This window comes from Allohahella sp. A8 (assembly GCF_047946665.1).
Classification (GTDB): Bacteria; Pseudomonadota; Gammaproteobacteria; order Pseudomonadales; family Oleiphilaceae; genus Allohahella.
The window spans coordinates 3620064-3636065 of record NZ_CP172312.1 but is presented as its reverse complement, the minus strand read 5'-3'; the positions used below and the strand labels follow the sequence as shown (position 1 = coordinate 3636065).

Below are 16002 nucleotides of genomic sequence, written 5' to 3'. Positions count from 1 at the left end.
AATGAAGTTTAGTATCATACACCGAATAATGGACAGGTGACATCGGATGAGGGTTGTGACGGTCAGTCTGAACGGTCTGCAACGAGCAATCGAAGCGGGTTTTTTCGACTGGATAAAGGGAGCTGATGCTGACGTCATCTGTATTCAGGATCACCGTATGCGGGTTTATGAACTCGAAGACGGTCCGTATAGACCGGATGGCTATGAAGGCTATTTCCTCGATGGTGAAAATCTTGAAGACGGTGGCGTAGGCATCTACACACGCCAGGTGCCGAAGGCCATCATGATGGGCTTTGCCTATCCACAGGCCGACATGCGTGGCGCCTTCTTACAGGCTGACTTCGATGCGGTCAGTGTGTCGTCTTTCCTTCTGCCGGACGCGCTGACGAATCCGCCGTTGCAGGATATGAAAAACGATTTTCTCGAGGCTTTTACAGCGCATTTGAACAAGACGCTGCGCAAGCGTCGACAGTTCCTGTTCTGCGGTAATCTGCAGACAGCGCACCTGGTCACGGACGCGGATCCGATCTTCCATAAGACGGAGCTTTCCGGTTTCCTGGGGCCGGAGCGGGCGATGCTGGACAAGATCTTTGACGAGATGGCGTATATCGACAGCTTCCGGGCTGTGGAGAAAGGTACTTCAGAGTTCAGCTGGCAGCCAGAAGCCTGTGCCATGTCGAAGCGTAAGCCTGGTATTCGGGTCGACTATCAGATCGCCTCGCCAGGACTGGCGGGTACCGTTGAAGCGGCCTGGATTGACCGGAACGCAACCTTTTCGGATCACTTTCCGGTCGTCGTAGATTACGACATTCCTTACTAGCTGTTCAGCGCGGCTTCCTGCACTTCGAAGATGTGACGGCAGCCCACCTCCGCCAGCTTCAACATCTCGGCAAACTGGGCGCCAGTGAAGGGTTCTGCTTCGGCAGTGCCCTGCACTTCAACGAAGCCGCCTGCGCTGGTCATGACGATATTCATATCTGTATCTGCCTTCGAATCCTCGACGTAGTCGAGATCCAGCACCGGTACGCCGCCGACCACGCCTACAGAAATCGCAGCCACCTTGTGCACGAGCGGGTTCTTCTTCAGCAGGCCTTTTGCCATACCGAAAGCGATGGCGTCGGCAAGCGCAACATAAGCACCGGTAATCGACGCCGTTCTGGTGCCGCCGTCAGCCTGGATGACGTCACAATCCAGTGTGATCGACACATTCGGCATCTTTTTCATATCGACGGCGGAACGAAGCGCTCGGCCAATTAGTCGCTGAATTTCCACCGTTCGACCACCTTGCTTGCCCCTTGCGGCCTCTCGCTGATTACGCGTGTTGGTCGAGCGCGGCAACATGCTGTATTCAGCCGTCAACCAGCCCTGATCTTCACCACGCAGAAAACGCGGCACACCTGCTTCGATGGTCGCAGTGCAAATCACTTTGGTGTCGCCGAAAGAAACGAGAACCGAGCCCTCGGCATGCTTCGTGAACTGTCGCTGAATGGTAATTGCTCTGGTTTCGTCGTTCTGTCGTCCGCTTGGGCGCATATCGTCTCGTTTCTCTGTTCAGTGTTCATTTCCGGAAGCCCTTGACGCTGACTTCCGCGATGGGGACGCTATCATACCACAGCGTTGCCAGCCTATCCCGGCCATGGGGGCATGGTGCTCATGATGATCTGCCGGCTATGGCAGGCCATCTCGCGCGACTGTATGATCGCTGAAGCAGCCATAACAACAACTGGAGCAAACGATGCTGAACAGCATGACGGCGTATGCCAGAAAGGAATCTCAGACCGAGTCCGGCACACTGGTGTGGGAGCTCAGGTCGGTGAACCATCGCTATCTGGAGCCTTCGATACGCCTGCCAGACGGCTTTCGGGAGATCGATACCGAGCTTCGCTCCATCATGCGTAGTCATGTGCAGAGAGGGAAGCTGGAGTGCATGCTGCGCTACGAAGCCTCTTCCGGAGAGGTACAGCCCATCGAGCTTAATCTCGAACTCGTCACTGAGCTTCATGGGGCCATGGATCGAATCGCCCGTATCCTCGACAACCCCGCCCATATCAGCGCGCTCGACATACTTCAGTTCCCCGGCGTGTGGCAGCGTACTGAAGAAGATCTGGAGTCGATACAGCAGGATGCGCTCACGCTGTTTGCAGAGGCGCTGGAAGAGCTATGCGCCATGCGTGCTCGCGAAGGTGCCCGCATACTGCCCATGATCGAATCCCGGATCGATGGCATCCGCGCCCAGGTTCGTGCCGTGCGTGATCAACTGCCCACCATCATGGACCGTCAGGCTGATGCCATACGTGCACGGATTGCCGACCTTCAGGAGCAGATTGACGATCATCGTATTGAGCAGGAGCTCGTGATCATGCTGCAGAAAGCCGACGTGGCTGAAGAGCTCGATAGGCTGGAGTCCCATCTCAAGGAAATTGGCAATAATCTGGTGAAGAACGAACCGGTTGGCCGTCGTCTCGATTTCCTTATGCAGGAGCTCAACCGCGAAGCCAATACCCTGTCCTCCAAATCGCTTGCCAGTTCGACCAGTCAGCAGGCGGTGGAGATCAAGGTGCTGATCGAGCAGATGCGAGAACAGATCCAGAACATCGAGTAGCCTGATTCAGGCGTGGCCATAAAAAAAGGCCATTACTGACTAACAGTAACGGCCTTTCTATCAGCAGGGAAAACCTTAGAAGGTTATACCCATACCGAGGCTGTAAACGAACGAACCGTCGTCGAAGTTGTCCTGGGCCTCATCGCTGGAATCAAAGAAGAACTGATATTCGGCCTGTAGCTGAACAAAGGTGTCATCTTTGACGAAGTACTTCACGCCAGCCTCGGGGCCGGCGAAACCGGTTTCTTCAATGCCATCACCGTAGACACCACCAATGTTCGCACCTACGAACGGACGCCATTGCGTGGTTCCAAAGTGGTAGTCATAGAAGATTCGGGTTGCAGCATTCCAGTTATTGTCGTCGCCGGTATCAGCAATGCCGACGCTCTGGCGCACGCCGACAACAGATTCCGGTGACATGAACTTACCGTAGTCGAAGCTCAGATTGAAAACATTCGCCTCGAAATCCTTGTTACTTGCACCCGAGCCAGCGAGTGTCAAAAGCATATCTCCGGTCTGCGGTTCAGCAACGGCGCCAACTGACAGGCCGCTGCACAGGGCGGCAATTGCGAATTTCCCTTTAATGTTCATAGTAACTCCAGTTCGATAATCGCTGTTTTGGGTTGAACTTCCGTAACTCACCCAATTGCTACGCCGCCGATAAGGCGTAGTGATTAACAAACTTCGGCAATTACCTACGCTGTAATGAATTTGTAATGTCGCGTTCATGCTTTAAAAATTAATAACTTAAAACGGTGCACGGGAGCATCGTACGTCAGCCACCACTAACGACGTTCGACATCGCGCTGGAATTTTTCGGCTCCGATACTTCCGATAGCTTGTCGGCTGCCGTCAGCAGACGGCTGACGATGCGGTTGACAGAAGGTGAGAAGCCGAGCCCGAGATGCGCCTGACGGACTTCAATATGTTCGATGTCAGGGGTCCAGTGGTCGATGCAGGCTTCCCAGGAGACGACGCCATCGCGTTTCGAATAGATGGCTTTCACAGGCACCTGAATCGGGTCGTCGTACCGCGCCTTGATTTCAGCTTCAATTTTTTCGAGATCGTGCCCTTGTCTCTCGTAGAACTTGGCCACGATGGTGTACCGGGGGCCGCCAACCACCGGTGTGCCAAGGGTAATGACTTGACGGACGTGCTGGGGCAGGTCGCGGGCGACCTCACGTGAGATGTAACCGCCCAGACTCCAACCAATCAGCGTAACCGGCTCCCCACTTCGTTCGGCAAGCTCGATCAGGCGTTGTTGTACGAGGGGCAGGAAGTGGCGAACATCGCCGTTATTGGTGCCCAGGCCCCAGTCGAAGGCCTGGTAGCCCGCGTCTTCAGCCGTCTGTTTGAGCGCAAACAATGAACGCGGGCCTCCACCGAATCCGGGAACCAGCAGCGCCGTGCGCTTGTTTACCGGGCGCCGAAAGGCGTTATAGGCACGTCGGCCGATGAAACGGTCGCTGAAAGGCGAGGCGGAGGCAGCGACGTAGTGCATGAGGTCGAGACCCATGGTGCATTCCCGGATCTGCAACAATCGCCCTGGCGGCAATATGCTGGTTTTTGCCATCTTCAAACCCTCTTCGTCCGACGTTTGCTAAGGAATACGTCGACTATGATTGGGTGCGTCAATCAGCAGACCTCAGGCGTCTCAATAGTGCGGTGGCTTTTCGTGCTCTGGTGATCCGCCCTGTCGGTCGTGCAGCTGCTGGTCCACCTTGTCGGCAAAATCGGTCAGCATCTTTTCGAGGCGATCAATCGTGTTCTGCTGCGCCACCAGGGCATCGTCGAGCTGCAGCAGCGTGTCCTCCTGAAACAGAAATCGGCTTTGTAGGTCTGCCAGTGCCGTCTCGAGCTGTTGCAGTCGATCGTCCAAGTCCGTACCAGACTGCTCTGAAGTCGTCCTGGCAGCCCCATGATCATGGTCATCAAGACCGTCTGGATAAGCTTTATTCATATCAGCAACATGTATCCTGGAGTTCTCGTCAACTGGGAGATTGGGCGCATCAGACTGGCCCGAACCGGCCAAGACCGGCTATTCTTGTATATCGTCATAGCAGCCGATCCGCAAAAGGGGTCCGGTCGCCCATCAGCCACATTCTGTCATACGGCCAAATATCATGACCGCTAAATCAGCCCCAGTATCTCACGACAAGGCTCATCCAGCATCAGGCGATCCTGTGGAGAGACCTGCGGACAGTCGCGTGCATGGGCAGCTCTTCGTCATCTCTGCGCCTTCAGGGACAGGCAAAACGAGTCTGGTCACGGCGCTGCTGGCGCGTCAGAAGCAGCTTAAAGTATCGGTTTCCCACACGACGCGTGCGCCTCGTCAGGGTGAGGTCGACGGTGAGCACTACCATTTCGTGACCCAGCAGGACTTCCTTGAACGGCAGGCTGCCGGAGCATTTCTGGAATCGGCGGATGTTTTTGGCAACCTCTATGGCACATGTTCAGACTGGGTTGATGAGCAAATCAAGGGCGGTATCGACGTCATCCTTGAAATTGACTGGCAGGGCGCCGCCCAGGTCCGGCGGCTCAGACCAGAAACAAGGTCGATTTTCATTCTCCCGCCCTCGCTCACGGTGCTGGAGTCGCGGCTGCGCAATCGCAAGTCGGATGCCGATGATGTCGTTGCGAAGCGTCTTGGCAAGGCGTCCTCGGAAATGACGCATTATCCTGAATATGACTATCTGATCGTGAACGACGACTTCGATACGGCGCTGGAAGCCCTGGCTGCGGTGTTCCTGGCGGAGCGACATAGTCTTGCCCGGCAGGCGCCTGCCTTGGCAGACATACTGAGTGATCTCTGTGGCGCCGACACCGGCCATTGATACAGCTGGCCTGAATGTTGTACACTTCGTGCCCGTTTAATTTCCCCAAAGGTCCTGTTCATGGCTCGAGTCACTGTCGAAGATTGTCTTGATCACGTTGAAAACCGCTTCGAACTCGTACTGCTTGCGACCAAGCGTTCACGTCAGCTCGCCAACGGCGTGCGCGATGCCAAGGTCGATTGGGAGAATGACAAGGTTACCGTGGTTGCCCTGCGCGAAATTGCCAAGGGCCTCATCACCAAGAAAACCATAGAAGATCTCGACGACTGAGATTGCCAGAACTTGATGTAGGCACGTCATGTCAGCGCCTGTTATGCATGTCTATGCCTGACAGGCTGTCTGCGTTATATTCCTACGCATGACCATTGAAATTCTCGCAGATCGACTGGGTAGCTATCTCGATCCACAGGAAGTGGACCGGGTCAGGCGTGCCTACTACTATGCCGAACAGGCCCATGATGGCCAGTATCGGCAGAGTGGCGAAGAATATATTACCCACCCTCTCGCTGTAGCCAATGTCCTTGCAGACCTGCAACTGGATAGCGAGTGCCTTGCGGCCGCCCTGCTGCATGATGTCATCGAAGATACCGGTATCCCGAAAGAGGCCATCGATGGCCAGTTTGGCCGCGAAGTCGCCGAACTCGTGGACGGTGTCAGTAAGCTGACCCAGATCGAATTCAAATCCCGCGCAGAAGCCCAGGCCGAGAACTTTCAGAAGATGGCGCTGGCCATGTCGCGCGATATCCGCGTCATTCTCGTCAAGCTCGCCGATCGCCTGCACAACATGCGAACGCTTGGTCCCTTGAAGCCTGAGAAGCGTCGCCGTATCGCAACTGAAACCCTCGATATCTACGCACCCATCGCGCATCGCCTCGGTATCCATTCGGTGAGCACGGAGCTGGAGGACCTCGGCTTTGGCGCCATGTATCCGATGCGGGCCAAGTACATCCGGGAAGCGGTACGCAAGCTACGCGGTAACCATATTGGCATCATCGAAGAGATCCAGCGCTCATTCGAAACCAGCCTGCGTGAGAGGGGCATCCAGGCCCGGGTGGAAGGCCGCGAGAAGCATCTTCACAGCATCTACCAGAAAATGAAGCTGAAGCGTTCGTCGTTCCAGGACATAATGGACGTGTATGCGCTGCGAGTGGTGACTTCAAGCACGGACGACTGTTACCGCATACTCGGCGTGGTCCACAGTCTGTTCAAGCCGCTGCCTGGTCGCTTCAAGGATTACATCGCCCTGCCCAAGGCCAATGGCTATCAATCGCTGCATACCACGCTATTCAATTCGCAGGTCAATATCGAAGTGCAGATCCGCACTGAGGAGATGGATCGGGTCGCGAAGTCGGGCATCGCTGCACACTGGCTCTACAAACGTTCTGACCTGGCTGATAACCAGCAGAAACGGGCGCAGAAGTGGGTCACAGAAATGCTCGAACTGCGTGAGAAGACCTCGGACTCGCTCGACTTCATTGAACACGTCAAGATCGACCTGTTTCCGGACGAGATCTATGTCTTTACGCCCAAGGGCCGAATTCTCGAATTGCCCGCTGGCGCCACACCGATCGATTTTGCCTATGCCATTCATACCGATGTCGGTAATTCGGCAGTTGCCTGTCGCATCAACAAGCATCTGGCGCCGCTGAGTGTCAGCCTGAAGAGCGGCCAGACGGTGGAGATCATCACCACCCCCGGCGCCATGCCGAAGGATGCCTGGATGGATTTCGCAGTTACCGGCAAGGCCAGAAGTTCAGTTCGCCATCATCTCAGGAAAATCCAGCTCGAAGAGGCGCGCGACCTGGGCTACCGGCTGCTCAACAAGGCGCTGGAAGACCTGGGCTACAAACTGGAGTCCATCAGCGACGCACAGATCGCGTTGGTGCTGAAGCACAACTCGCTTACCGGGCTTGATAAGATGCTCGAGGAAATTGGCCTTGGCAACCGCATGCCCTTTATCGTGGCGCGTCAGTTGCTGAGTATTCCGGACAGTGTCGATGAAGTTGTGCCGAAGGGTCCGTCGCAGGAGGCGCATTCGGCACTGTTGATTGAAGGCACTGCAGACAGTGTGCTTACCTTCGCGCGCTGTTGTAAGCCGATTCCCGGTGATCCCATCGTCGGCTATCTGAAGGAAGGCAAGGGCATGGTCATTCATGCCGCCGACTGTGAACGCCTGCGTGAACTACTGGTAGATCCTGACAATTTCATACCGCTGCACTGGGGCAAGAACATCACCGACGAGTTCGTGGTGGAGCTGCGCATCGAAGCCGAAAAGCAGCGCGGTGTCATAGCTGAAGTGGCCAGTACCATTACGCTGGCCGAGAGCAGTATCGAACATATTCAGGTGATGGAGCAGAATGCCCGTCATGTCGTCATCAAGGTGCTGCTCAATGTGCAGGGCAGAAATCACCTGGCCCGCGTGATGCGGAAGCTCAGGCACCTGAAGGTTGTTACCAGCCTGGCTCGCTACAAGCGGCACTGATCACGCAAACCTGTACTTCAAATTTACTCCAAGAAACTTATCACGCAAACGCATGAGGAATTCATAGTCATGACCAATAAATCGATCATTCACACCGACGACGCACCCAGCGCTATTGGCACCTATTCGCAGGCCGTGAAGGCTGGCAACACTGTATATCTATCTGGCCAGATTCCACTCGATCCGTCGACCATGGAAGTTGTGAGTGGCGACTTCAAAGCCATGACCACTCAGGTCTTCGAGAACCTGCAGGCCGTTTGCCGCGCTGCCGGTGGCGAGCTGTCGGATATCGTGAAGCTTAATATTTATCTGACAGACCTGAGCAATTTCGCCCAGCTGAATGAAATCATGGCCACCTATTTCCGCGATCCCTACCCAGCCCGTGCGGCTATCGGGGTATCACAGCTGCCGAAGGGCGTGCCGGTGGAAATGGACGCGGTCATGGTGATCTAGGACCGCTCCGGGCCGCCACACAAGCCCTCGATGATGTGACTGTAGCCGCTCATATAGTCCGGATAGAGGAATCGAAAGCCTGCCTGCCGCAGGCGCTCTGGTATACAGCGCTTGCTGCTGGCACGACCGGAGCCTTCAGGTAGGCCGCCCTTACTGAGGCTATCGCCAAAGTGGGATGCCAGCTGCTCACGCTGCTGTGGTGGCAGCTCTCTAATGTGGTCGCCGAGCCGATCGACGATTTCCGCCCGCCGTGTCGGCGACGGATCGCTCGCCAGATACAGCGCGTCGAGTGGCTTGCCATCGATCAGCCGCTGCAACAGGAACTTCAGCACCCTGACGCAGTCGGCGTCATGAATCCGGTTAGTAAATGGCGAACGGTCAGGTGTTTCCTGTTCCCCTCCCGAACTTGCGTCTGCTGCCTGCCCTAAGGCGGCTGCCACAATTCCGCGCAGCATCCCCAGCCGAGTCGGTCCATAAATCCCACTGAATCTCACGGCCGTCCCCGGCAGCGTGCTTGCCTGCAACCGCTGCTCGGCTTCGAGCATGATCTGCCCGCTGAATCGTGTAGGTGCCGTGGGCGATTCCTCGGTGACCTCGACATCGTCCTCCTGAGCATAGACGCCGGTGCTGGAAATGAAGAAGACATGTGGTGCCGGCCCATCGTCGGCTGAGCGCGCGAGCGCAGCTTCATAATGAGCCAATATCGCCCGTAGAGGCGCTACATAGGCCTCACGATAGCCTTTTGGACTCATTTCTGAAGGCGTCAGGCAGTAGACGATGGCCAGCGGTCGTTCAGGCAGCCTGCTGAAATCCGGGCTCCGCAGATCCATCGCCACATGTTCGAGGTCCACCGGACTTCCTGCTGGTGTCACCAGGTCACGCCGTGAGCGCGAAACCGCGCAGATTCTAAGCCGGCTAGCGATGGCACCCTGCTGTAGTGGCTCATCAAGCAGCAAATTGGCGAGGGCGCTATTGAGCTGGCCGTAGCCCAGCAGTAGCAGTTCTGCTGTGTGTGCTGATCCGGTCATCATCGTGGGCAGTACCTCTCCAGGCTTGGGCGGTTTGGCAGAATGGCGCATCGGCGCGCTTTGCTCAAGACCCCTCAGCGATGCAGCCTCATCCAAACGGTTGAGTACAAGCCGACCTTCTGAACGATTCGAAAACTTAGCATAGCGCCTACCCTAGAGCGTTCTGAACCCCCCCTCAACGACTATGAGCCAAAAAGGAACACAGGGATATGAATTCGAGGAGCGTCAAACGCAGCGTGCTCACGCTGGCACTCGCTGCGCTGTTTGCAGCAGGGCCGGCCGCCGCCTTCAAGGTGGTCGGCTATTTCCCCACATGGCAGGGCGATGTGAACAGTATCCCCTACGGTCGGATGACCCACATCAACTACTCATTCGTGCTGCCTACCAATAGCGGTGGTCTGCAGGCCCTGGAAGGTGGTGGCGCGCGTCTGAACACCCTGGTCAGCCAGGCACATGCGAAGAACGTGAAAGTGCTCATTGCCGTCGGCGGCTGGAACGATGGCGATGACTCCGCTTTCCGCAGCCTGGCAGCCAACAGCAGCTACCGGGCAAATTTCGTCAACAATATCGTCAACTTCGTCAATCAGTATGACCTGGACGGCGTGGATATCGATTGGGAGTATCCGGATGCCGGTGCCGAAGCGAATAACTTCAGGCTGCTGATGCAGGATCTCAGCCGTGCGCTCAAGCCGCGTGGCAAGCTGCTTACAGCAGCGGTGACCCACAACGACTGGCCCGGTAGCGTGGATTCTGCTGTCATCGAAGCCGTCGATTTTCTCAATCTGATGGTGTACGACCTGAACTACCCACACTCGACCTATCAGGCGGCACAAGCGGCGCTGACGCACTGGAAGTTCAGCGAGGGCCTGCCGAAGAGCAAGGCCGTGCTTGGCGTGCCCTTCTACTCGCGCACCAACTATATCGCCTATCGCGACATCATTGCCCGCTATGGCGCCGGTGCTGCGCAGGTCGACAACGCTGGTGGTCTGGATTATAACGGCCAGCCCACAATCAAGGCCAAGTCGGAACTCGCACTGAATGAGGCCGGTGGCATCATGTTCTGGGAAATCTCGCAGGATACCCGCGACAATCTGTCTCTGATGAAGACCATCTGGGACACCGTCGGCCATGCAGCGGGCGGTGGTAATGGTGGCGACAACGACGGTGGCACCCCGGGCGACAACTATCCTGACTGGAACAGCAACACGTACTACGCCGTCGGCGCTATCGTGAGATACGAAGGCAAGCTGTACATCGCAGAGCACGCCAACCCCGGTTATAACCCGACCATCAGCACCTGGTTCTGGAACCCTTACACCAGCACTGGCGGTGGGAACGGCGGCACGCCCACCTATCCGGAATGGCGGGCGGGCACACAGTATGCGAAAGGCGCAGTGGTCAGGTTCAACGGCAGACTGTACATCGCCGAACACGCCAATCCAGGCTACGATCCAACCATCAGCACCTGGTACTGGGACCCCTATACACCAGCCCCAGGCGTTGACCCCGGCCTGGTCTGGAAGCGTGCCAACCTCACCAACTACACCTCGTATCCTGATCCTGGCAGTGACGAGTGCGTAAACTACAACGGCTGTATGTGGGCCGGTTACTTTGCCTTTCTAAACGGCAAGCAATCGCAGGATTGGGTGAGCGCGAACAACATCGCTGCAGTGCATTCCAAGGATGCTGGTGCCTACAAGTTGAAGACATTGCGTCTGCGGCAGGGTTCGAAGTCGATTGACGTCAAGGTCTACGACATGTGCTCGGACTCTGACTGCAACGGCTGTTGCACCGCCAACTCGCGTGAGACGGGCTTCCTCATTGATATCGAGAAACACACGATGGACCGTTTTGGCTCTGGCAGTGGTGTCGTCGAGTGGAGCTGTCTCGACTGCAAATAACTCGTTTTCTAGTACTCACAAGAGCATTACATGAGCCTGCAATCGAAAAAATTGCACTTGAGGGGCATTTTTTCCGTAAGTCTGTTACACGAAGAGTAGCCGATTTGGCCTACTCAATAGCAGGAGCGGACTATGGAAGATAAAACTCTCTCAACACTCCCGAGTGCGATGAAATCGGTGGACTGGCAGGCAGTGTTCGCCGGACTGGTGTTTCTTTTAGCAGCCAACTGGCTGCTGTTTCTGCTGGGCACAGCGATCGGTGTAAGTATCGCGGACGCCTCAGATATGGCAGCGATGGGTAACGGACTTGGTTTTGGTACTTTTATCTGGATCATTCTCTCAGGCATCGTTACTTACTACGCTGCTGGTTATATGACGACCAGGCTGGCCAGAAATATCGATGAACAGCAGGGCATGCTGCAGGCGTTGACGCTCTGGAGTTCAGCGGTCGTGGTGACTGTAGTACTTGCAGCGTTCGGTACGGGTGGTGTGGTATCAGCTGGGCAGTCGGTGCTATCCGCAGCAGGCTCGATTGGCTCGAGCGCAGCAACGGGTACAGCGTCTGCCATCGAAGCGCTTGTCGATCCAGGTGACATGAAGAAGATCGGCAAACAGTTGAGACGGGAGGCTGCCCAATTTGCGTCGGAAGCCGAAGCTGGCGATGGCATCAGTCAGGAAGATGCCACGCAAGCGTTTGATCAGCTCGATGGTGCAGCGCTCAGGTCTATCGCGAGTCTACTTCTTGAAGGCGACACCGACGCCGCAAAGAAGGCCTTCCGAAGCCAGACTGATCTCAACAATCGTCAGGTGGACAGTCTGGTAAATGGGCTGGAACGCGCCATTGAAGACAATACCGATATCAAGGACGTGCGGAAGATGGTTCAGCAGCAATATGCCGAAGCCACGAGCGGTATTGCCTCTGCTGCAGGGTCAAAAGTGAGCCAGCAGGAGGTTCAGAGAACCATTGGCCAACTTGATTCGGATACGGTCGCAGAAATAGCCAAGCAACTCATCAGCGGCGATACGAAAGCTGCGAAAGCCACGCTCACAGAGGAGACCACTCTGTCAGATGAGGAAGTGGAATCAGTAGTAGACAATGTGTCAGAAGCCTATAGAAAGGAAATAAAGGCTTTCAAACGTGCGGTGGATACAGCCTCAAGCTATGCCACTGGACTGGCATGGGCCTTGTTCCTTGCCACGCTTGCCTCTCTTATTGCCGCTATCTTTGGTGGTCGTAAAGGTGTTGAGTCAATCCGGGCGCGTTTCCCAGATCATGCAGCCAGTCTGCGAACCAATCGTTGATTCTTCGGCTCAAAGCCCTGAACACGATCCGCAGCGCCTGCTGCGGATCGTTCCAGCATGAAGTGATGATTATGCGGATAAAAAGTCTTTAACTATCGAAATAATTGAAATACATTGGCTAAGGCTATATATCTTGACCTAGGGCGCGCAACCGCGACGGCCCAGGTTTTCAGGAGTGCCCGACCGATGACCCTTACCGAACTGCGCTACATCGTCACGCTGGCTGAAGAGCGACATTTTGGTCGTGCAGCAGAGCGCTGTCATGTTAGTCAGCCTACATTGAGTGTGGCAGTCAAGAAGCTCGAGGACGAGCTTGCCATCACCTTGTTCGAGCGCAGCAAGAGCAGCATCGCCATTACGGATATCGGATTGCGCATCATTGAGCAATCGCGGCATGTCCTCGACGAAATCGGCGTGCTCAAGAACATTGCCCAGTCTGGCAAGGATCAACTTGGCTCCTCGCTTCGACTTGGCGCCATTCTTACTGTCGGACCTTACCTGTTTCCCCACCTGACACCGCAGGTCAGGCAGGCGGCACCGAACATGCCCCTGTATATCGAAGAAAATTACACCTCGGCCCTGCGCGAGCGCCTGCGGCATAACGAGCTCGATGCCATCATCGTCGCCTTGCCTTTCACGGAGCCAGAGGTGCTGACCAAGCCGCTGTACGACGAGCCTTTCGTGGTGCTGATGCCAGCTGATCATCCGTTGACCCGTTTCAAGGCCATTCCCACCGACGCGCTTCCGGTAGACGAATTGCTGCTGCTCGGCCCCGGGCACTGCTTCCGCGACCAGGTTATCGAGTCCTGCCCCCAGCTTACCGAGCGACTGCGCGATCTGGATCGTGGTCAGGGCATGGGGCAGCAACGAAGTGCCCAGCGCAGTGATCCGCGCCAGGTGCAGAGCGGCACTGGCCGATTGATGACCGAGGGGACCAGCCTCGAAACCATTCGTCACATGGTGGCTTCAGGCCTCGGTATTACCGTGCTGCCGGCCTCAGCTGCGCTCACGGATCGGTACAGCCCCGGCGTGCTGACCGTGCGGCCATTCGAATCACCCTCTCCATTCAGAACCGTCGGACTGGCCTGGCGAGTGAGTTTTCCGCGGCCCAAGGCCATCGATGTGCTCACCAGGGCGGCGGGGCAGTGTCGGATACTGGATTGAAACAGGGCGTGGCCAAGGCCGCGCCAGCCAGTGAACAAGCCATCGAGCAGCCTGTCGAGTGTCTTAAGGGCGTAGGTCCTGCGCTGAGCGAAAAGCTGGCACAGGCCGGCATCATGACAGTCAGAGACCTGCTGCTGCACCTGCCGTTGCGCTATGAAGACCGTACCCGGGTGGTGCCTATCGCCGGCCTCGAAATCGGCCGCGGCTGCCGCATCTGCTGTACTGTCGTGAGCGCGCAAAGTGAGCAGGGCCGGCGGCCAAGCCTGTTCGTGCGGGTGCAGGATGCCACCGGCACCTGTGGTCTGCGCTTCTACTACCCTTCGGCTGCCTTGCGAAACCTGTATCTGCCGGGCGTAATGCTGGATCTTTTCGGTGAGCCGCGGCCCGGTCGCAATGGTGTCGAGTTCTACCATCCTGAAGTCATGCCGGAAGTCGTATCAGAAGGGCGCTCTGAGGCCCCGGAGGGCGACCAGGTCCAGAATCCAGGTGGAAGCGGGGTTGCGCTCGCGGGCCTCAGTACGCCGCGATTGACGGCCGTGTATCCAGCGCTGGCCGGCCTTGCGCAAACTCAGTTGCGTCAGCTCGTCGTGCAATCGCTGGGCCTGCTTCGTCAGGCGACACTCATCGAGCATCTGCCCAGGCCGCGTGGTGATATCACCCTACCCGAACAAACCGTACTTGCCTGTGGGCTCAGTCAGGCTCTGCATATCGTTCACCAACCCGAGCGCCTTGGCAACGCTGAGGAGACGACAGGTGGGCAAGCTGAGCAGGTTTCGCTAGCACATACCAGCCGGTCGCCAATCGAGCTTGCCCAGGATCGGCTCGCGCTGGAAGAGCTGCTTGCACATCATCTCAGCCTGCTGCGCCTGCGCCGGCAGATGAAATCGCGCCATGGATTCGTTGTGGACGCTGAACCAAAACTGAGCCGTCGACTGCTCGACGCACTGCCCTTCCGCCTGACTGGGGCACAGCAGCGGGTAATGCAGGAAATTCGTGCCGATCTGGCCACTGGACAGCCCATGCAGCGCCTGTTGCAGGGTGACGTCGGATCAGGGAAAACGCTGGTCGCCGCACTTGCGGCCCTCGACTGTATTGATAGTGGTCTACAGGTGGCGCTGATGGCGCCTACCGAGGTGCTGGCCGAGCAGCATATCGAGAGCTTCCGTAGCTGGTGCCAGCCCCTCGGCGTGAGCGTGCAACTGCTCACCGGTTCAATGAAAGGCAGCGAGAAGAAGGCTGTGAAGGCACTCATCGCCAGCGGCAGCGCCCAGATTATTATCGGCACGCATGCGCTGTTTCAGAAGGACGTCCTGTTCAGGCAGCTCGGGCTCATCATTATTGACGAGCAGCACCGCTTTGGCGTCGGCCAGCGCCTTGCATTGAAAGACAAAGGTCGTCAGCCGCATCAGCTCGTCATGACCGCTACCCCCATCCCGCGTACGCTGGCGATGAGTATCTATGCCGATCTCGACACTTCCGTCATTGATGAGCTTCCACCCGGCCGGCAAGTTATCCAGACCAGTGTCGTGCCGTCCAAGCGCCGTGACGACCTTATCGAACGCATTGCCTATGCTCTGGCCGAAGGCGCTCAGGTTTACTGGGTCTGCACGCTGGTGGCGGAGTCGGAGGCTGTCGAAAGCCAGGCGGCCGAGTCAACCGCGACCATGCTCGCCGCCGCTCTGCCCGGGTTCAATGTAGGGCTCGTCCATGGGCAGATGAAGTCAGAAAACAAGCGTATGGTCATGCAGCAGTTCAAGGCCCGCGAGATTCAGCTGCTGGTCGCCACCACAGTCATTGAGGTGGGGGTCAATGTGCCCAATGCCAGTCTGATGGTAATCGAAAATTCTGAGCGGCTGGGTCTGGCGCAGCTGCATCAGCTCAGGGGTCGCGTGGGGCGGGGTGCCAAGCAGAGCTATTGTCTGCTGGTCTACGACGCGCCTTTGTCGCAGCTGGCGAAACAGCGCCTGCAGACCATGCGCGAGAGTCACGATGGCTTCTACATCGCAGAAAAGGATCTTGAAATCCGCGGGCCGGGTGAAGTGCTCGGTGTCAGGCAGGCCGGCTCGCTGAATTTCAGAATCGCCGATCTGCAGCGTGATCAGCACCTCCTGCCACTGGTGAAGAAGCTGGCAGCCGCGGCCACGCCGGCACTGGAGTCTGAACTGAGCACCCGCTGGTTGCAGCACCGGATGCAGTTCGTCGAGGTCTGAGCAAAGTGCTCAGGTGGCGTCAGGCC

At 56.9% G+C, this 16002-nt stretch carries 15 protein-coding genes; 10 read left to right on the top strand and 5 right to left on the bottom strand.

What is annotated here, in order from left to right; all coding sequences use genetic code 11:
* The first annotated feature begins 46 nt into the window (after nucleotides 1-46).
* Nucleotides 47-820 carry an exodeoxyribonuclease III gene (locus ACH3PB_RS16310; protein WP_416396499.1) on the top strand — a complete coding sequence of 258 codons (774 nt, stop codon included), beginning with the start codon at nucleotides 47-49 and terminating at the stop codon, nucleotides 818-820.
* Here the strand turns inward: ACH3PB_RS16310 and rph are convergent.
* Nucleotides 817-1533 carry a ribonuclease PH gene (rph, locus tag ACH3PB_RS16305; RefSeq protein WP_416396498.1) on the bottom strand — a complete coding sequence of 239 codons (717 nt, stop codon included), beginning with the start codon at nucleotides 1531-1533 and terminating at the stop codon, nucleotides 817-819. The two genes, ACH3PB_RS16310 and rph, sit on opposite strands and share 4 nt — an antisense overlap.
* Before the next feature lie 202 nt (nucleotides 1534-1735).
* On the opposite strand from rph, the gene ACH3PB_RS16300 reads away from it, so the two are divergent.
* Nucleotides 1736-2602, top strand: coding sequence for a YicC/YloC family endoribonuclease (locus tag ACH3PB_RS16300; RefSeq protein ID WP_416396497.1), 867 nt, complete (start codon nucleotides 1736-1738; stop codon nucleotides 2600-2602).
* Between the two features lie 75 nt (nucleotides 2603-2677).
* Here the strand turns inward: ACH3PB_RS16300 and ACH3PB_RS16295 are convergent, their stop codons facing one another.
* The 3 genes from ACH3PB_RS16295 to ACH3PB_RS16285 all read right to left on the bottom strand — a co-directional run bounded on the left by ACH3PB_RS16295 (nucleotide 2678) and on the right by ACH3PB_RS16285 (nucleotide 4562).
* The gene (locus ACH3PB_RS16295; protein WP_416396496.1) at nucleotides 2678-3193 is read right to left on the bottom strand and encodes a hypothetical protein; all 516 of its coding nucleotides are present in this window, start codon (nucleotides 3191-3193) and stop codon (nucleotides 2678-2680) included.
* A gap of 184 nt (nucleotides 3194-3377) precedes the next feature.
* Nucleotides 3378-4175 carry an esterase/lipase family protein gene (locus tag ACH3PB_RS16290; protein WP_416396495.1) on the bottom strand — a complete coding sequence of 266 codons (798 nt, stop codon included), beginning with the start codon at nucleotides 4173-4175 and terminating at the stop codon, nucleotides 3378-3380.
* Nucleotides 4176-4256: 81 nt separating this feature from the next.
* Complete coding sequence (locus tag ACH3PB_RS16285) at nucleotides 4257-4562, bottom strand: SlyX family protein (protein ID WP_416396494.1); 306 nt, start codon at nucleotides 4560-4562, stop codon at nucleotides 4257-4259.
* Between the two features lie 163 nt (nucleotides 4563-4725).
* Here ACH3PB_RS16285 and gmk point away from each other — a divergent pair, with 163 nt between their 5' ends.
* The 4 genes from gmk to ACH3PB_RS16265 all read left to right on the top strand — a co-directional run bounded on the left by gmk (nucleotide 4726) and on the right by ACH3PB_RS16265 (nucleotide 8371).
* Nucleotides 4726-5436: a guanylate kinase gene (gene gmk / locus ACH3PB_RS16280; RefSeq protein WP_416396493.1), complete on the top strand. Its 711-nt coding sequence runs from the start codon at nucleotides 4726-4728 to the stop codon at nucleotides 5434-5436.
* A 60-nt stretch (nucleotides 5437-5496) separates the two neighbouring features.
* A complete protein-coding gene (rpoZ, locus tag ACH3PB_RS16275) occupies nucleotides 5497-5706 on the top strand; it encodes a DNA-directed RNA polymerase subunit omega (protein ID WP_416396492.1) in 210 nt (69 codons plus the stop codon).
* Nucleotides 5707-5794: 88 nt separating this feature from the next.
* On the top strand, nucleotides 5795-7918 hold the full coding sequence (locus tag ACH3PB_RS16270; protein WP_416396491.1) for a RelA/SpoT family protein: 2124 nt from the start codon (nucleotides 5795-5797) through the stop codon (nucleotides 7916-7918).
* A 69-nt stretch (nucleotides 7919-7987) separates the two neighbouring features.
* Nucleotides 7988-8371 (top strand): RidA family protein, encoded by a 384-nt coding sequence (locus ACH3PB_RS16265; protein WP_416396490.1) that lies wholly within the window; start codon nucleotides 7988-7990, stop codon nucleotides 8369-8371.
* Here the strand turns inward: ACH3PB_RS16265 and ACH3PB_RS16260 are convergent.
* Nucleotides 8368-9402 carry a hypothetical protein gene (locus tag ACH3PB_RS16260; protein ID WP_416396489.1) on the bottom strand — a complete coding sequence of 345 codons (1035 nt, stop codon included), beginning with the start codon at nucleotides 9400-9402 and terminating at the stop codon, nucleotides 8368-8370. The two genes, ACH3PB_RS16265 and ACH3PB_RS16260, sit on opposite strands and share 4 nt — an antisense overlap.
* A gap of 206 nt (nucleotides 9403-9608) precedes the next feature.
* On the opposite strand from ACH3PB_RS16260, the gene ACH3PB_RS16255 reads away from it, so the two are divergent.
* The 4 genes from ACH3PB_RS16255 to recG all read left to right on the top strand — a co-directional run bounded on the left by ACH3PB_RS16255 (nucleotide 9609) and on the right by recG (nucleotide 15976).
* A complete protein-coding gene (locus tag ACH3PB_RS16255) occupies nucleotides 9609-11300 on the top strand; it encodes a glycosyl hydrolase family 18 protein (RefSeq protein ID WP_416396488.1) in 1692 nt (563 codons plus the stop codon).
* A gap of 132 nt (nucleotides 11301-11432) precedes the next feature.
* On the top strand, nucleotides 11433-12602 hold the full coding sequence (locus tag ACH3PB_RS16250; protein WP_416396487.1) for a hypothetical protein: 1170 nt from the start codon (nucleotides 11433-11435) through the stop codon (nucleotides 12600-12602).
* A gap of 186 nt (nucleotides 12603-12788) precedes the next feature.
* On the top strand, nucleotides 12789-13766 hold the full coding sequence (locus ACH3PB_RS16245) for a LysR substrate-binding domain-containing protein (protein ID WP_416396486.1): 978 nt from the start codon (nucleotides 12789-12791) through the stop codon (nucleotides 13764-13766).
* Complete coding sequence (gene recG / locus ACH3PB_RS16240) at nucleotides 13748-15976, top strand: ATP-dependent DNA helicase RecG (protein WP_416396485.1); 2229 nt, start codon at nucleotides 13748-13750, stop codon at nucleotides 15974-15976. The genes ACH3PB_RS16245 and recG overlap by 19 nt, the downstream gene beginning before the upstream one ends.
* Nucleotides 15977-16002: the final 26 nt, after the last annotated feature.

What these genes read in the sequence shown, in the direction of transcription:
- gmk (WP_416396493.1), top strand. Translation starts at nt 4,726, where the DNA reads ATGACCGCTAAATCAGCCCCAGTATCTCACGACAAGGCTCATCCAGCA.
- rph (WP_416396498.1), bottom strand. Translation starts at nt 1,533, where the DNA reads ATGCGCCCAAGCGGACGACAGAACGACGAAACCAGAGCAATTACCATT.
- ACH3PB_RS16285 (WP_416396494.1), bottom strand. Translation starts at nt 4,562, where the DNA reads ATGAATAAAGCTTATCCAGACGGTCTTGATGACCATGATCATGGGGCT.
- ACH3PB_RS16265 (WP_416396490.1), top strand. Translation starts at nt 7,988, where the DNA reads ATGACCAATAAATCGATCATTCACACCGACGACGCACCCAGCGCTATT.
- rpoZ (WP_416396492.1), top strand. Translation starts at nt 5,497, where the DNA reads ATGGCTCGAGTCACTGTCGAAGATTGTCTTGATCACGTTGAAAACCGC.
- ACH3PB_RS16310 (WP_416396499.1), top strand. Translation starts at nt 47, where the DNA reads ATGAGGGTTGTGACGGTCAGTCTGAACGGTCTGCAACGAGCAATCGAA.
- ACH3PB_RS16250 (WP_416396487.1), top strand. Translation starts at nt 11,433, where the DNA reads ATGGAAGATAAAACTCTCTCAACACTCCCGAGTGCGATGAAATCGGTG.
- ACH3PB_RS16255 (WP_416396488.1), top strand. Translation starts at nt 9,609, where the DNA reads ATGAATTCGAGGAGCGTCAAACGCAGCGTGCTCACGCTGGCACTCGCT.
- ACH3PB_RS16270 (WP_416396491.1), top strand. Translation starts at nt 5,795, where the DNA reads ATGACCATTGAAATTCTCGCAGATCGACTGGGTAGCTATCTCGATCCA.
- ACH3PB_RS16300 (WP_416396497.1), top strand. Translation starts at nt 1,736, where the DNA reads ATGCTGAACAGCATGACGGCGTATGCCAGAAAGGAATCTCAGACCGAG.
- ACH3PB_RS16295 (WP_416396496.1), bottom strand. Translation starts at nt 3,193, where the DNA reads ATGAACATTAAAGGGAAATTCGCAATTGCCGCCCTGTGCAGCGGCCTG.
- ACH3PB_RS16260 (WP_416396489.1), bottom strand. Translation starts at nt 9,402, where the DNA reads ATGATGACCGGATCAGCACACACAGCAGAACTGCTACTGCTGGGCTAC.
- ACH3PB_RS16290 (WP_416396495.1), bottom strand. Translation starts at nt 4,175, where the DNA reads ATGGCAAAAACCAGCATATTGCCGCCAGGGCGATTGTTGCAGATCCGG.
- ACH3PB_RS16245 (WP_416396486.1), top strand. Translation starts at nt 12,789, where the DNA reads ATGACCCTTACCGAACTGCGCTACATCGTCACGCTGGCTGAAGAGCGA.